At 66.9% G+C, this 13108-nt stretch carries 16 protein-coding genes; 11 read left to right on the top strand and 5 right to left on the bottom strand.

The window, feature by feature from the left end:
* The first annotated feature begins 32 nt into the window (after window positions 1–32).
* The 5 genes from metG (at window position 33) to ASC95_RS00750 (ending at window position 5419) form a co-directional block, all read left to right on the top strand.
* A complete protein-coding gene (gene metG / locus ASC95_RS00770; protein ID WP_057295897.1) occupies window positions 33–2078 on the top strand; it encodes a methionine--tRNA ligase in 2046 nt (681 codons plus the stop codon).
* A 124-nt stretch (window positions 2079–2202) separates the two neighbouring features.
* Window positions 2203–3852 carry a SulP family inorganic anion transporter gene (locus ASC95_RS00765; RefSeq protein WP_057295896.1) on the top strand — a complete coding sequence of 550 codons (1650 nt, stop codon included), beginning with the start codon at window positions 2203–2205 and terminating at the stop codon, window positions 3850–3852.
* 14 nt (window positions 3853–3866) lie between these two features.
* Window positions 3867–4070, top strand: a complete 204-nt coding sequence (locus ASC95_RS00760) for a DUF3460 family protein (RefSeq protein WP_056199099.1) — start codon at window positions 3867–3869, stop codon at window positions 4068–4070.
* A gap of 12 nt (window positions 4071–4082) precedes the next feature.
* The gene (locus tag ASC95_RS00755) at window positions 4083–4913 is read left to right on the top strand and encodes a ScpA family protein (RefSeq protein WP_057295895.1); all 831 of its coding nucleotides are present in this window, start codon (window positions 4083–4085) and stop codon (window positions 4911–4913) included.
* Window positions 4914–4927: 14 nt separating this feature from the next.
* A complete protein-coding gene (locus ASC95_RS00750) occupies window positions 4928–5419 on the top strand; it encodes a DUF6714 family protein (protein ID WP_057295894.1) in 492 nt (163 codons plus the stop codon).
* A 5-nt stretch (window positions 5420–5424) separates the two neighbouring features.
* Here ASC95_RS00750 and ASC95_RS00745 read toward each other — a convergent pair whose 3' ends face one another.
* Together ASC95_RS00745 and ASC95_RS00740 are read right to left on the bottom strand one after the other, a co-directional pair.
* The gene (locus tag ASC95_RS00745) at window positions 5425–6330 is read right to left on the bottom strand and encodes a DUF808 domain-containing protein (RefSeq protein WP_057295893.1); all 906 of its coding nucleotides are present in this window, start codon (window positions 6328–6330) and stop codon (window positions 5425–5427) included.
* Window positions 6331–6378: 48 nt separating this feature from the next.
* Window positions 6379–6834 (bottom strand): MaoC family dehydratase, encoded by a 456-nt coding sequence (locus tag ASC95_RS00740; protein WP_057295892.1) that lies wholly within the window; start codon window positions 6832–6834, stop codon window positions 6379–6381.
* Window positions 6835–6885: 51 nt separating this feature from the next.
* On the opposite strand from ASC95_RS00740, the gene ASC95_RS00735 reads away from it, so the two are divergent.
* The 4 genes from ASC95_RS00735 to ASC95_RS00720 all read left to right on the top strand — a co-directional run bounded on the left by ASC95_RS00735 (window position 6886) and on the right by ASC95_RS00720 (window position 10421).
* Window positions 6886–7542, top strand: coding sequence for an NAD(P)H-dependent oxidoreductase (locus ASC95_RS00735; RefSeq protein WP_082567385.1), 657 nt, complete (start codon window positions 6886–6888; stop codon window positions 7540–7542).
* The gene (gene kefC / locus ASC95_RS00730; RefSeq protein ID WP_057295891.1) at window positions 7539–9386 is read left to right on the top strand and encodes a glutathione-regulated potassium-efflux system protein KefC; all 1848 of its coding nucleotides are present in this window, start codon (window positions 7539–7541) and stop codon (window positions 9384–9386) included. The genes ASC95_RS00735 and kefC overlap by 4 nt, the downstream gene beginning before the upstream one ends.
* Window positions 9387–9422: 36 nt before the next feature.
* Window positions 9423–9854 carry a DUF1841 family protein gene (locus tag ASC95_RS00725; protein ID WP_057295890.1) on the top strand — a complete coding sequence of 144 codons (432 nt, stop codon included), beginning with the start codon at window positions 9423–9425 and terminating at the stop codon, window positions 9852–9854.
* 210 nt (window positions 9855–10064) lie between these two features.
* Window positions 10065–10421 (top strand): DUF4148 domain-containing protein, encoded by a 357-nt coding sequence (locus ASC95_RS00720; RefSeq protein ID WP_162250693.1) that lies wholly within the window; start codon window positions 10065–10067, stop codon window positions 10419–10421.
* A 116-nt stretch (window positions 10422–10537) separates the two neighbouring features.
* Here the strand turns inward: ASC95_RS00720 and ASC95_RS00715 are convergent, their stop codons facing one another.
* From ASC95_RS00715 to flgA, 3 genes are all read right to left on the bottom strand, one after another.
* Window positions 10538–10927 carry a hypothetical protein gene (locus tag ASC95_RS00715; RefSeq protein ID WP_057295888.1) on the bottom strand — a complete coding sequence of 130 codons (390 nt, stop codon included), beginning with the start codon at window positions 10925–10927 and terminating at the stop codon, window positions 10538–10540.
* A gap of 3 nt (window positions 10928–10930) precedes the next feature.
* Complete coding sequence (gene flgM / locus ASC95_RS00710) at window positions 10931–11260, bottom strand: flagellar biosynthesis anti-sigma factor FlgM (RefSeq protein WP_057295887.1); 330 nt, start codon at window positions 11258–11260, stop codon at window positions 10931–10933.
* A 138-nt stretch (window positions 11261–11398) separates the two neighbouring features.
* On the bottom strand, window positions 11399–12097 hold the full coding sequence (gene flgA / locus ASC95_RS00705) for a flagellar basal body P-ring formation chaperone FlgA (protein ID WP_082567384.1): 699 nt from the start codon (window positions 12095–12097) through the stop codon (window positions 11399–11401).
* A gap of 159 nt (window positions 12098–12256) precedes the next feature.
* Here flgA and flgB point away from each other — a divergent pair, with 159 nt between their 5' ends.
* Together flgB and flgC are read left to right on the top strand one after the other, a co-directional pair.
* The gene (gene flgB / locus ASC95_RS00700) at window positions 12257–12670 is read left to right on the top strand and encodes a flagellar basal body rod protein FlgB (RefSeq protein WP_056199128.1); all 414 of its coding nucleotides are present in this window, start codon (window positions 12257–12259) and stop codon (window positions 12668–12670) included.
* A gap of 13 nt (window positions 12671–12683) precedes the next feature.
* Complete coding sequence (gene flgC / locus ASC95_RS00695) at window positions 12684–13100, top strand: flagellar basal body rod protein FlgC (protein WP_056199131.1); 417 nt, start codon at window positions 12684–12686, stop codon at window positions 13098–13100.
* The last annotated feature ends 8 nt before the right edge of the window (window positions 13101–13108 follow it).

Below are 13108 nucleotides of genomic sequence, written 5' to 3'. Positions count from 1 at the left end.
GTTCCGCCTGCAGCCCCCCGTCACTCGCGCCCATGCCCCGCCAGCTCTTCGTCACCACCGCCCTGCCCTATGCGAACGCCGGTTTCCACATCGGCCACATCATGGAGTACACCCAGGCCGACACCTGGGTGCGCTTCCAGCGCATGGCGGGCCACGACGTGCACTTCGTCTGCGCGGACGACGCCCACGGCGCGCCGATCATGATCTCGGCCGAGAAGGCCGGAAAGTCGCCGCAGGAGTTCGTCGCGGGCATCGCCGCGGGCCGCAAGCAATACCTCGACGGCTTTCACATCAGCTTCGACAACTGGCATTCGACGGACGGGCCGGAGAACCATGAGCTGTCCAAGGCCGTCTACCTGGCCCTTCGCCACAACGAGCTGATCGCGACCAAGACCATCGAGCAGTTCTTCGACCCGGCGAAGTCGATGTTCCTGCCGGACCGCTTCATCAAGGGCGAATGCCCGAAGTGCGGTGCCAAGGACCAGTACGGCGACTCCTGCGAAGTCTGTGGCGCCGTCTATGCGCCGACCGAGTTGAAGAATCCCTACTCGGTGCTGTCGGGTGCGACGCCGGTGCTCAAGACCAGCGAGCATTACTTCTTCAAGCTGAGCGACCCGCGCTGCGTCGACTTCCTGACGCAGTGGACGCAGGAGCCGGGACGCCTGCAGCCCGAGGTGCTGAACAAGATCCGCGAGTGGTTCGAGACCGACGAGGACGGCAACAACAAGCTCAGCGACTGGGACATCAGCCGTGACGCGCCTTATTTCGGCATCGAGATCCCCGACGCGCCGGGCAAGTATTTCTACGTCTGGCTGGACGCGCCCATCGGCTACCTCGCCTCGCTGAAGAACTACTTCGGCAAGGTGGGCAAAGACTATGACGCCTTCATGGCCGACCCAACGGTGGAGCAGATCCACTTCATCGGCAAGGACATCACCTACTTCCACACGCTGTTCTGGCCGGCGATGCTGCATTTCAGCGGCCGCAAGACGCCCAACCACGTCTTCGTGCACGGCTTCATGACCGTCAACGGCGGCGAGAAGATGAGCAAGAGCCGCGGCACGGGCCTGGACCCGCTGAAGTACCTCGCGCTGGGCCTGAATGCCGAGTGGCTGCGCTACTACATCGCCGCCAAGCTCAATGCCAAGGTCGAGGACATCGACTTCAACCCCGAGGACTTCGCGGCCCGCGTCAACAGCGACCTGGTCGGCAAGTTCATCAACATCGCCTCGCGCGCCGCGGGCTTCCTGACCAAGCGTTTCGACGGCCACCTCAGCGGCGACCTTGGCGTGGAAGGCCGCATGCTGCTGGACGCGCTGCGCGGCCAGAGCGATTCGATCGCCCAGCTCTATGAGGACCGCGAGTTCGGCAAGGCCATCCGCGAGATCATGCTGCTGGCCGACAGGGTCAACGAGTTCGTCGACCAGCACAAGCCCTGGGAGCTGGCCAGGCAGGAAGGCATGGACGCTGCCCTGCACGACGTCTGCAGCGTCTGCATCGAAGCCTTCCGCCTGCTGACCCTCTACCTCAAGCCGGTGCTGCCGGCGCTGGCCGCCCAGGTCGAGGCCTTCTTGAAGATTGCGCCGCTGAAGTGGAGCGACAGTGCCCGCGCCCTGGGCGCCCACCAGATCGGCGTCTACCAGCACCTGATGCAGCGCGTCGACCTGACCAAGGTGGAGCAGCTGTTCGAAGCTCCCGCGCCGGTGCACGTCAGCCCAGGTGGCGAGGACCTTGCGGCAGAAATCAAGATCGACGACTTCGCCAAGGTCGACCTGCGCATCGCCAGGATCGTCAAGGCCGAGCATGTTGAAGGCTCCGACAAGCTGCTGCGCCTGACGCTGGACGCCGGCGAAGGTCGCCTGCGCAATGTCTTCAGCGGCATCAAGAGCGCCTACAAACCCGAGGCCCTGGAAGGCAAGCTGACCGTCCTGGTCGCCAACCTCGCGCCGCGCAAGATGAAGTTTGGCATCAGCGAGGGCATGGTGCTGGCCGCCAGCCATGCCGACGAGAAAGCCCACCCGGGCATCTTCGTGCTGGAGCCCTTCCCCGGCGCCCAGCCCGGCATGCGGGTGCGCTGAGTGAGCGATTCGCCGCGGCTGCCCCTGGGTCTGTCGCGGCGCCGGCGCTTCATTGCAGAGCGCTATCACTGCGGGCCTCCGGCCGCGACCTCGCTCCTCGCGCCGTCGCCACTCCGGAGGTTCCATGCCACTGCCCCAATTGCACCCCTTCCGCCCCCGCTTGCTCGCGCTGCGGGCGGGTTATTCGCGGCAGCGCTTCCTCGCTGATCTCGGCGCCGGCCTGACGGTCGGCATCGTCGCGCTGCCGCTGGCGCTGGCCTTCGCCATCGCCTCCGGTTTGCGCCCCGAACAGGGCCTGGCCACGGCGATCGTCGCCGGCTTGCTGATCTCCGTCTTCGGTGGCTCCAGCGTGCAGATCGGCGGGCCGGCCGGCGCCTTCATCGTCGTCGTCTACGGCATCCTGCAGCGCCACGGTCTGGCCAATCTGCTCCTGGCAACCATGGGCGCTGGCGTGCTGCTGTTCACCATGGGCGCGCTCAGGCTCGGCGTGCTGGTGCGCTATATCCCGGTGGCTATCGTCACCGGCTTTACCAACGGCATCGCCGTGCTGATCGCGCTGGCGCAGCTGAAGGACGCGCTGGGCCTGTCCCACGTGCCCATGCCGGCCGACTTCTTCGGCCAGGTCGGCGTGCTCGGCGCGCACGCCGCCGGCTTCAATCCGTGGGCCGTCGCCACGGCCGCCGCGGCGGTCGCCGTGGTGCTCGTCTGGCCGAAGAACATCGGCCAGCAGGCCCTGAGCGGCCTGCGGCGCTGGCTGGCCTTGCTGCCCAGTACCGTCATCGTGCTGGTGGCGGCGACGCTGGCTACCGCGCTGCTGGACATGCCGCTGGAAACCATCGGCAGCCGTTTCGGTGGCATTCCGCGCAGCCTGCCAGCCCTGGCCTGGCCGGACGCGAGTTGGGAGGGCCTGCGCCAGCTCGTCATCCCGACGCTCACGCTGGCGCTGCTGGGTGCCATCGAATCCCTGCTCTGCGCCCGCGTGGCCGACAAGCTCACACCTGAGCTGCCTCGCCATGACCCCAACCAGGAGTTGATGGCGCAAGGCATCGCCAACCTGGTGGCGCCGCTGTTCGGCGGCATGCCGGCCACGGGCACCATCGCCCGCACGGTGACCAACATCCGTGCCGGCGCGACCAGCCCGATCGCCGGCGTCGTGCATGCGCTGAGCCTGCTGATCATCCTGCTGGTGGCCGCGCCGCTGGCCGTGCATGTGCCGCTCGCGGCCCTGGCCGGCATCCTGCTCGTCGTCGCCTGGAACATGGGCGACTGGCACGAGTTCGCGCGGCTGCGGCGCTTCAACTTCACCTACCGTACGCTGCTGGTCGGCACCTTCATGCTGACGGTCGTGACCGACCTGACCGTGGCGGTGGAGGTGGGCCTGATCGCGTCCTGCGTGTTCTTCGTCTGGCGCATGGGCCAGCTGTTCACGATCAGCCGCTTCGACGCCGGCGTCCTGCCCGAGGGCGTGGTGGCCTACGAGCTCTATGGCGCCCTGTTCTTTGGCGCGGTCGGCAAGATCGAGGCGCTGGCCGAGCAGCTGCCCGCTGGCACGCGGGCCGTCGTCTTCGAGATGCGCCGCCTCATCGTGATGGACACCTCGGGCGTGGAGGCCCTGCGCGAACTGCACCGCACGCTGGCCAAGCGCAGCGTCGCCCTGGTGCTCGCGAACATCAACGCCCAGCCCCTGGATCTGCTGCGCCGCTCCGGTCTGGCGGCCGAATTGGGCGACGCCGCCATCGTGCCCAGCATCGCCGATCTAAAATCAGCCCCTTAGTCAAAGAGACCCCCATGCCGCTGTTCTGGAAGCCCTACAAGTCCGAAGTCACGAACTTCATTGAGCAACTCAAGGCCCAGCGCCCCACGCTGGAGGCCGAACAGCGCGCCGGCCGTGCCCTGCTGTGGGACAAGGAGCAGGACCGCAACGCCCAGGCCGGTTTCGACGACGCCCGCGTGCCGCAGCAGCCCTACGTCTATCAAACGTCCGGCAAGTAAGCGTTGACGGCCATGGCTGAGGAATCCAGCCAAGCCGCGTCTGACCTTCCCGAGGTGGTCGACGCGGTCGCAGTGGCGCGCCTGTACGGCGAGCCGCTGTTCCAGATGCCGCTGGACCTCTACATCCCGCCGGATGCGCTGGAAGTCTTCCTTGAGGCCTTCCAGGGCCCGCTGGACCTGCTGCTGTACCTCATCCGCAAGCAGAACTTCAACATCCTCGACATCCCGCTGGCCGACGTGACCCGCCAGTACCTGAGCTATGTCGAGCAGATCCGCAAGCACAACCTCGAGCTGGCCAGCGAATACCTCTTGATGGCCGCGATGCTGATCGAGATCAAGTCGCGCATGCTGTTGCCGCCCAAGAAGAGCGAGGATGGCAAGGAGGCCGAGGATCCGCGTGCCGAGCTGGTGCGGCGCCTGCTGGAGTACGAGCAGATGAAGCTCGCCGCCGCGCGGCTGGACCGCCTGCCCCAGCTGGGCCGAGACTTCCTGCGCGCCCAGGTGCACATCGAGCAGTCGCTGACGCCCCACTTCCCTGACGTCAACGCCGACGATCTGCGCGAAGCCTGGCTCGACATCCTCAAGCGTGCCAAGCTCAACCAGCACCACAAGATCAGCCGTGAGCAGTTGTCGGTGCGCGAGCACATGAGCATCGTGCTGCGCCGCCTGCAGGGCCAGCGCTTCGTCGAGTTCGAGGCCCTGTTCGACGTCACTCGCGGTCAGGCCGTGCTCGTCGTGACCTTCATCGCCATGCTGGAGCTCGCCAAGGAGCGCCTGCTCGAAATCACGCAGGCCGAGGCGTTTGCGCCGATCTATGTGAGGTTGGCCTACTCGGCCAATTGAGGCACCGACGCGCCGTGAATCGCCGGGACCGAGTTCTGCAGCAGATTCACGAAGCGTTCCGCGACGTGAGGCTAGGCGATGGCGTGACGCTGCACGAGGCGTTAGCTATCGATGATGGCGCTTCAGCAACCGAGCGGCAGGCTGCCAGACGGTTGGACACGGCGCAGCACTGGCAGGATGTCCCCGACGAACACCTCGGACGCCATGAGGCCGTCCTCTCGTTTCTTGACCTCACGGGCTACGTCTTCTATGCGCCTGCCTACATGTGCTGGCTATTGCGTACCGGCCATGCCACCGAATGGAACTCTGCGGCCGAGGCGCAATTGGCGTTCCCCGCGCAGGGAAGGCGCGATAGCGATCGATGGCTCCAACCACACGAAATCTTCTCCCCATCGCAGTGCCAGGCTATTGCGATGTACCTGCTCTACGTGTACGAGGTACTGGACAAGGAAGGCTTTTCCCACGCCAAGGAACCGCTGGACAAATACTGGTCGCGATTCCTGTAAGCCCCTCAGCGCCGGCGCAGCTTCTGCACCGCCGTCACGACAGCCAGCACCAGTGCGCCGGCGATGACGCCGAGCAGCGCGTTCGCGCCGTTCTCCAGCACCAGACCAACAACCCAAGCCTGGCCCTCAGCCAGATGTGCAATGACGTGATGCAGTGGCGCAATGCCATGCACGAGGATGCCGCCGCCGACGAGGAACATCGCCGCCGTGCCCAGCACCGTGAGCAGCTTCATCAGCCGCGGCGCGGCGGCCAGCAGGAAGCGGCCCACCGCCCGTGCCGCCGCGCCGGGCTTGCGAGACAGCCACAGCCCGACGTCGTCCATCTTCACGATGCCCGCCACGAAGCCATAGACGCCCACCGTCATCGCGATGGACACCGCCACCAGGACGGCCAGCTGGGTCTGCAGCGGCGCGCTGGCCACCGTGCCGAGCGCAATGACAATGATCTCGGCTGACAGGATGAAATCGGTGCGGATGGCGCCCTTGACCTTGTCACGCTCGAAGGTGGCCATGTCTACCTGCGGGTCGGCGATGGCTTTCACCAGCTCCTCGTGGTGGGCCTTGTCCTCTTCAGTGCTGTGCAGGAACTTGTGCGCCAGCTTCTCGAAGCCCTCGAAGCACAGGTAGGCGCCGCCCAGCATCAGCAGCGGCGTGATGGCCCACGGCGCGAACGCCGAGATCGCCAGGGCGGCGGGGACGAGGATGGCCTTGTTCAGCAGCGAGCCCTTGGCCACGGCCCACACCACCGGCAGCTCGCGGTCGGCATTGACGCCGGTGACCTGCTGGGCATTGAGCGCCAGGTCGTCGCCCAGCACGCCGGCGGTCTTCTTGGCGGCGACCTTGGTCATGGTCGCCACATCGTCAAGGATGGTCGCGATGTCGTCGAGCAGGACGAGGAGGCTGGAGGCCATGGAACAGCGCGGAGCGGTCGTTAAGAGACCGCCATGCTAGCTGGCCGGTCAGCGGTAATGCCGCGCGAGGCTCTCCGCCACGCAGACCGGCTTCGGGCTGCCCTCGGCCTCGATGGCCACTTCCACCGTCAGTTGCTTGGCGCCGCCGGCCACGTCGTCCATGGCCAGCAGTTTGAAGCCGGCGCGCAACCGGCTGCCCACCGGCACCGGCTTCGTGAAGCGCACCTTGTTGAGGCCGTAGTTGACGACCATGCGCGACTCACGCACCGCAAATCCCGTCTCGAAAAAATAGGGAATCAGCGACAGCGTCAGAAAGCCATGCGCAATCGGTCCGCCGAAAGGCCCCGCCCTGGCGCGCTCGGGGTCGACGTGGATCCACTGCCTGTCCTCAGTCGCCTCGGCAAAGGCGTTCACGCGGTCCTGGTCGACGGTGATCCAGTCGCTGTGGCCCAGGGGCTGGCCGATCAGGGCTTGAAGGTCGGCAAGGGTCTCGAAGATGCGCATTCGGGCTGACCTGGGTGGATGTGTCGTCCAGGGACGGTAACCTAGCCGGCCATGCCTGACAGTACCGCTCGCGACATCCTCGTCCTCGCCGCCCATCCCGACCTGGCCCGCTCCCATGCGACCCGCAGCGTGCTCGACGCACTGCGCGCCTCGCCCGCGGCCGACCGCGTCGATCTGCGTGACCTCTACCGCCTCTACCCGGACTTCCACATCCACATCGACGCCGAACAACGCGCCCTCGAAGCCGCCAAGCTGGTCGTCATGCTGCATCCCATCTACTGGTACAGCATGCCGGCGCTGCAAAAGCTCTGGCTGGACGACGTGCCGCGCCTGGGCTGGGCCTATGGCCCCGGCGGCACGGCCCTGCACGGCAAGGACTTCTGGCTGGTCGCCTCCACCGGCGGCGGCGCCGAGGCCTATGCTCCGGGCGGCCACAACCACCATCCCATCGACGAATTCCTGCTGCCTTACCGGCAGTCAGCCCACACCTGCGGCATGAACTACCTGCCGCCGCAGATCCTGCAAGGCGCGCACCGCGCGACGGACGCCGAGATCACCGCCCATGCCGAGCTGTTCGTGAAGCGGCTGACGCATTACCCCGAGTGGTGCGAGCACCTGGCCGAGCCGGCTGTGGGTGATGAGGAGGACGTCGCGCTGGACGAGCGGCCAGCGCTGTTCTCGACGCTGGACGGAGGGAGCGAGCAATGAGCCATGGCAACTGGCTGCAACTGCCTCTCGTCTTCCTCGCCGCCGCGGTGCTGGCGGTGCCGCTGGCGCGCTGGCTGCGTCTGGGCTCCATCCTCGGCTACCTCGTGGCCGGCCTGCTGATCGGCCCTGCCGTGCTCGGGTTGATCCCTGAATCAACGGCCATCCCCGAGGTCGCCGAGCTCGGCGTGGTACTGATGCTCTTTCTCGTCGGCCTGGAGCTGGAGCCCAAGCGGCTGTGGGCCATGCGCCGGCCCATCTTCGGCTGGGGCAGCGTACAGCTGCTGGGCTGCGCGGCGGCGCTGGCAGCCGTGGGCCTGCTGCTGGGCTACCCATGGCGATTGACCGTCGTCGTCAGCCTGGGCCTGGCGATGTCGTCCACCGCCGTGGCGCTAGCGGTCATGGCCGAGCGCAACCTTGGCCGCACGACGGCGGGCGAGAGCATCCTGTCGGTGGCGCTGCTGCAGGACATTGCAGCCATTCCCGTGCTGGCCCTCGTCCCGGTGCTGGCGCTGAGCGGCGCTCCTGACGACGGCGCCGGCAAGACCTGGCTGGCTGCGGCCAAGGCCATCGGCGCCATCGTCGTCATCGTCTTCGGTGGCCGCCTGCTGCTGCGCCCGGCGCTGCGCTGGATTGCCCAGAGCAAGACGCCCGAAATCTTCACCGCCGCGGCGCTTCTGCTGGTGCTGGGCACGGCAGCGCTGATGCAGCTGGTCGGCCTGTCCATGGCCCTAGGCGCCTTCCTTGCCGGGGTGCTGCTCGCCGAAAGCGAATACCGCCGCGAACTGGAGACCGACCTGGAGCCCTTCAAGGGCCTGCTGCTGGGCCTGTTCTTCATTGCCGTCGGGATGGGACTGGACCTGAAGGCCGTCGCCGCCCAGCCCGGCTTCGTGGCGCTGCTGGTGCTGGCCCTGCTGGGTTGCAAGATCTTCGTGCTCGTGGCCATGTCCAAGGCCATGAAGATTCCTCTGGTCGAGCGCCCGGCCTTCGTCATCCTGCTGGCCCAGGGCGGTGAGTTCGGCTTCGTCGTCTTCCAGCTCGCGCAGAGCGAAGGCATGATCAGCGCGGCGCAGAACTCGGCCCTGGTGGCAGCCGTGGCCTTGTCACTGGCGCTGACGCCGCTGCTGCTGACCGGCGGCGACCGATTGATGTCGCAAAAGCTTGCCCGCCGCGGCCTCAAGAAGCGCGCCGAGGCGACGCCACCGCCGCCCTCGCCCATCATCATTGCCGGCAGCGGCCGCTACGGCCAGGTCGTTGCCCGCATGCTGCGCACCAACGGCCTGGAGGCCACGGTGCTGGACCATGACTCCGAAGCCATCGAGAGCCTGCGCCGCTTCGACTGGACGGTCTACTACGGCGACGCCACGCGGCTGGACATGCTCAAGACGGCCGGCGCACAGACGGCCCGCATCCTGGTCATCGCCATTGACGACATCGCCCAGAGCGTCGAGATCGCCGAGCTGGCGCGCGAGCATTTCCCGCAGCTCACCGTCGTCGCCCGGGCGCGCAATGTGCAGCACTACTACCAGCTGCACGAGGCCGGCGTGCGCCACATCGAACGTGAAACCTTCGACGCCGCGCTGATGAGCGCGCGCAGCGTGCTGGAGCTGACCGGCATGGAACCGCACGCCGCACGCCGCCAGGCCATGCGCTTCCGGCGCCACAACATCGACGTGCTCAACACCATGGTGCCGTTGCAGGGCGACGAAGGCGCGCTGATCGCTGCCGCCCGATTGGGCCGCCAGCAGTTCGAGCAGCTGATCGCCGCCGAGCGCGAGGCCGAGGACGCCCACCGCAAGGCGCAGCGCGGCGGCTGGGACAGGCAGGACGCCGCACCGCCTCCTTGAGCGCAGGGTTGGAAGGTGCGCGGCGACAATCGAATCATGTTCGCCCCCTCCCAGCTCGAAGTCCGGCGCTTCTTCTGCGCCACCTACCGCAAGTGGCGCGACGGCGCGCCGTTGATCCCGATGGAAGCGATCGCCGCGGACTGGATTGCCGAGCATCCGGAGTACCACGCCGATCTCGCCGACGAAGCCGCTGCGCTGGAGAAGGTCTACACGGTGGAGGAAGGCCGCACCAATCCCTTCCTGCACCTGTCCATGCACCTGACCATCACCGAGCAACACGCCATCGACCAGCCCTCGGGCATCCGCCAGGCCGTCGACCTTCTGGCCGCCAAGCGAAGTTCCCGCCACGAGGCCCACCATGTGGCCATGGAAGCACTAGGGGAAATGGTGTGGGCGTCCCAGCGAAGCGGCTTGCCGCCCGATGGGCACGCCTATCTGGACAAGGTGCGCCAGGCGGCGACTCGCTGAGCCCGGTCAGCACCGGAGAAATTCCATATTTTTTCGGCACAACAGCCAATTCGGTTCGTTGATTGTTTTCCTTTTCTGAACGACGCGTTGCTGCGCCCCTGGTGTTTCTACCGAGTCGCACTGCCTAGAGTTCAGCCCATGGACACCGCGGTCGCGATGCCCAAGCAAACCAGGCGGAACGATCCGCCACGGAACTTGAAGGAAATCATCATGAACAAGCTGTCTACCGTTTTTGCCGCCGCCCTGCTGATCGCCGCCGGCGCCGCCTCCGCACAAACGACCCGCGAAGCCGTCATCGCCGACCTGGCGGCCGCTCGCAACAGTGGCGAACTGGCCGCCCTCCAAGGTGAGAAGGGTGTCGAAACGACCGCACCGGCCACCGCCAAGGCTGCCGCCGTTGCAACCGTCAAGCTGCCCCGTCAGGCCATCCTGACAGTCAAGGCCACCGAACTGCAAGTCGAGCAGACCGCTGCGCTGGCCGCCGACCATGGCGAGAACGCCGCTCGCGAGCTGGGCGATTTCCCGGCCCCGGTCGTGCGCCGCGCCACTGCGCTGGCAGCCAAGTAAGCGGAGCCCTGCACCATGACGAGCGGCCCTCCGGGGCCGCTCTTCTTTTTGGCGCTTGTGGGGCGACAAGGCGAAAAAAAGCCACCCGCAGGTGGCTTCCTGTATTCAGCGACCGATCAGGCCTGGTAGCTGCCGCCGCCGACGCTGCGGCGCTCGGCCTTGCCGCCAGCGCCATACAGGCCGGTGGGCTCGCTCGGGATCAGCACGTCCAGCGCGCGGTCCAGCGAGGCGTTGCCGCGGGCCAGGGTTTCACGCTGGGCAGCCAGCAGGCCGCCGGCACGCACGAGGCGGTTGCGCAAGGCGCTGGGCACGCTGCCGGTGCGGGCGGCTTCGCTGAAGCTCTGCACAGCGCGGGCCAGGTGCTGGTGCAGCTCGGCGGCATGCTGTTCGATGGCCATCGCGTCGCGGCGGGCCAGCGCATCACCGAGCTGGTTCAGCGCGGCCTCGACAGCCAGCAGAGGCTGTTCGAGTTCGGTGCCAAGGTTGGACGGAGCGATGGCGGTCATGGTTCAGTGCTTATTGACGCGGCTGTCCAGCAATTCTTGCGCATTTGAGACCAGCTTGTCGGCGATGGCGTTCGCGTTGACCGTGAACTTACCCTCACTGATGGCCTTGGAGATGCGTGCGACCTTGGCGGCGTCAAAGCTGCCGTCGTCGGCGCTGCCACTGGCAGCCAGCTTGGCGGTGTTGGAAATGGCGACCTGGGCGCTGGGCGCGGAGGTGGCGGCCTGGGCGGTCTGACGGACGACGTCGGCCGTGCTGGCCTCGGGTTTGCGCGAGGCGGGGCGCTCGGCCTTGGGCGGGCTGGCGGTGCCGTCTGGGCTGTTACCGATCTTCATGAGCTTCTCCAGGGTGCGGGGCGGGCCCCGCAGAGGGCATTGCAGGGGAGTTTCCTCCTGTATCGGCCCCAGGCCTAGGAACTTGAGCGGGATTTGGCCGGTTTTTCCGGCCAGTTCTCAAGATTCGTGGCAGTTTGCTCATAGCAGCACATCCACCCGGCGTTCGCCGACCGGCCGGCCGCTGGCGACGCGACCACTCTCAAACCTCACCCTGACCTCCTGGCCCTCGATGCCGGCCGACAGAGCCTGCGCCTCGGAGGCGACAGCAAATCCCTCACCCGCAACCCGGACCTGCACGGTCTCTCCGGCGGCAAACCATTGGCGCGACTTCAGCGCCGGCGCGCGCACCGCCTCGGCGGCGCCCAGCGGCCGGGCCAGCGTGCGGCCGATCAACAGGGCCGGATCGGTGAAGACGGCGCCGGGCTCGGCAGCGATGTCGATATCGGCCACGGCCAGCTGTTCTTGAGACAAATTCACACCGGCCGGCAGCGGGCCGCTGGCGACAACGGCGCGGCCGAAGACGGCAACGCGTACCGGCAGCGTGACATTCCAGCGCGCCATGCCATCGGTGCAGCGCAGGCCGATGCGGCTCTTGCCCCAAACGGCCATGCCAGGCGGCAGATAGGGCTGGATCTGCTGGCAGGGCGCCAAGCGCAGGCGGGCGTCGAGCGCGCCGATCTCGACGGCAACGCGGGTGTTGGGTGGTGCTGCAGCGCGGGCGGCGGTCTCGGCCAGCATCCGCACACGCTCCAACAGTGCCGGGTCGAGCACGGTCTGTCCCCGGGCACCCAGCCCGGTGAGCAGCAAGCAAGACAGGAACGCAGTTCGACGCAGCATGGCCGCAACTCTAGAGAGAGCAGGGGCGCTCCCTAGGTCGGAATTGAGCTGCTTTGCTGCCGCTAATCCCGCTCATGTTTTCGGGTCAGCTCCAGACAATTTGCGAGAAGAGCCATCCCGGCCCTTCAGCTCGAAAGCAACCTCGAAAGAGGCCCCCAGATGTTGAACCGATTGACAGACACGCTGAACTTCCAGACCCAGGCGCTCACGCTGCGGGCGGAGCGTCAGCGCCAGCTCGCCAGCAACATCGCCAATGCCGACACGCCTGGCTATCAGGCTCGCGACATGGACTTCGCCAAGGCCCTGCGCGAAGCCACTGGCGAGATCGGCACGCCCGGCGCTCTTGCCGCCACGCAGCGCGGTCACATCGCGCCGCTGGCCGGTGCGCGCGGCGAGAGCGGTAAGGAATACGCTCTGCAGTCCCAGACCAGCCTGGACAGCAACGGTGTCGACATGGACCGCGAACGCGCCAGCTTCGCGGACAACTCGGTGAAGTACGAGGCGACGCTGCGCTTCATCAACGGCGCCGTACGCACGACGCTGGATGCGATGAAGTCGCACAACCAGAGCTGAGGAGAGCTGAACCATGTCCATGTTCCAGATCTTTCACGTCGCCGGCAGCGCGGTCAGCGCCCAGAGCCAGCGCCTCAACGTCGTGGCCAGCAACCTGGCCAATGCCGACACCGTGGCCGGCCCGGATGGCCAGGCCTACAAGGCGCGCCAGGTCGTCTTCCAGACCCAATTGATGGGCGCCGGCAACGACAGCGGCAGCGCCGGCGTGCGCGTGACCAGCGTCACCGAGGACCAGACCCCCGGCCGCCGCGTGCACGACCCCAAGCATCCGCAGGCCGATGCCGACGGCTATGTGACCTATTCCAACGTGAACCCGGTGGAAGAGATGGTCAACATGATCTCGGCGTCGCGCTCCTACCAGAACAACATCGAGGTGATGAGCACGGCCAAGAACCTGCTGCTCAAGACCTTGCAACTCGGCCAGTCCTGACCGCTGAA

It is taken from the genome of Pelomonas sp. Root1217, from assembly GCF_001425705.1.
GTDB lineage: Bacteria > Pseudomonadota > Gammaproteobacteria > Burkholderiales > Burkholderiaceae_C > Pelomonas.
Note: the sequence above shows the minus strand (reverse complement) of the source record. Positions and strands in the feature narration are given on the sequence as shown.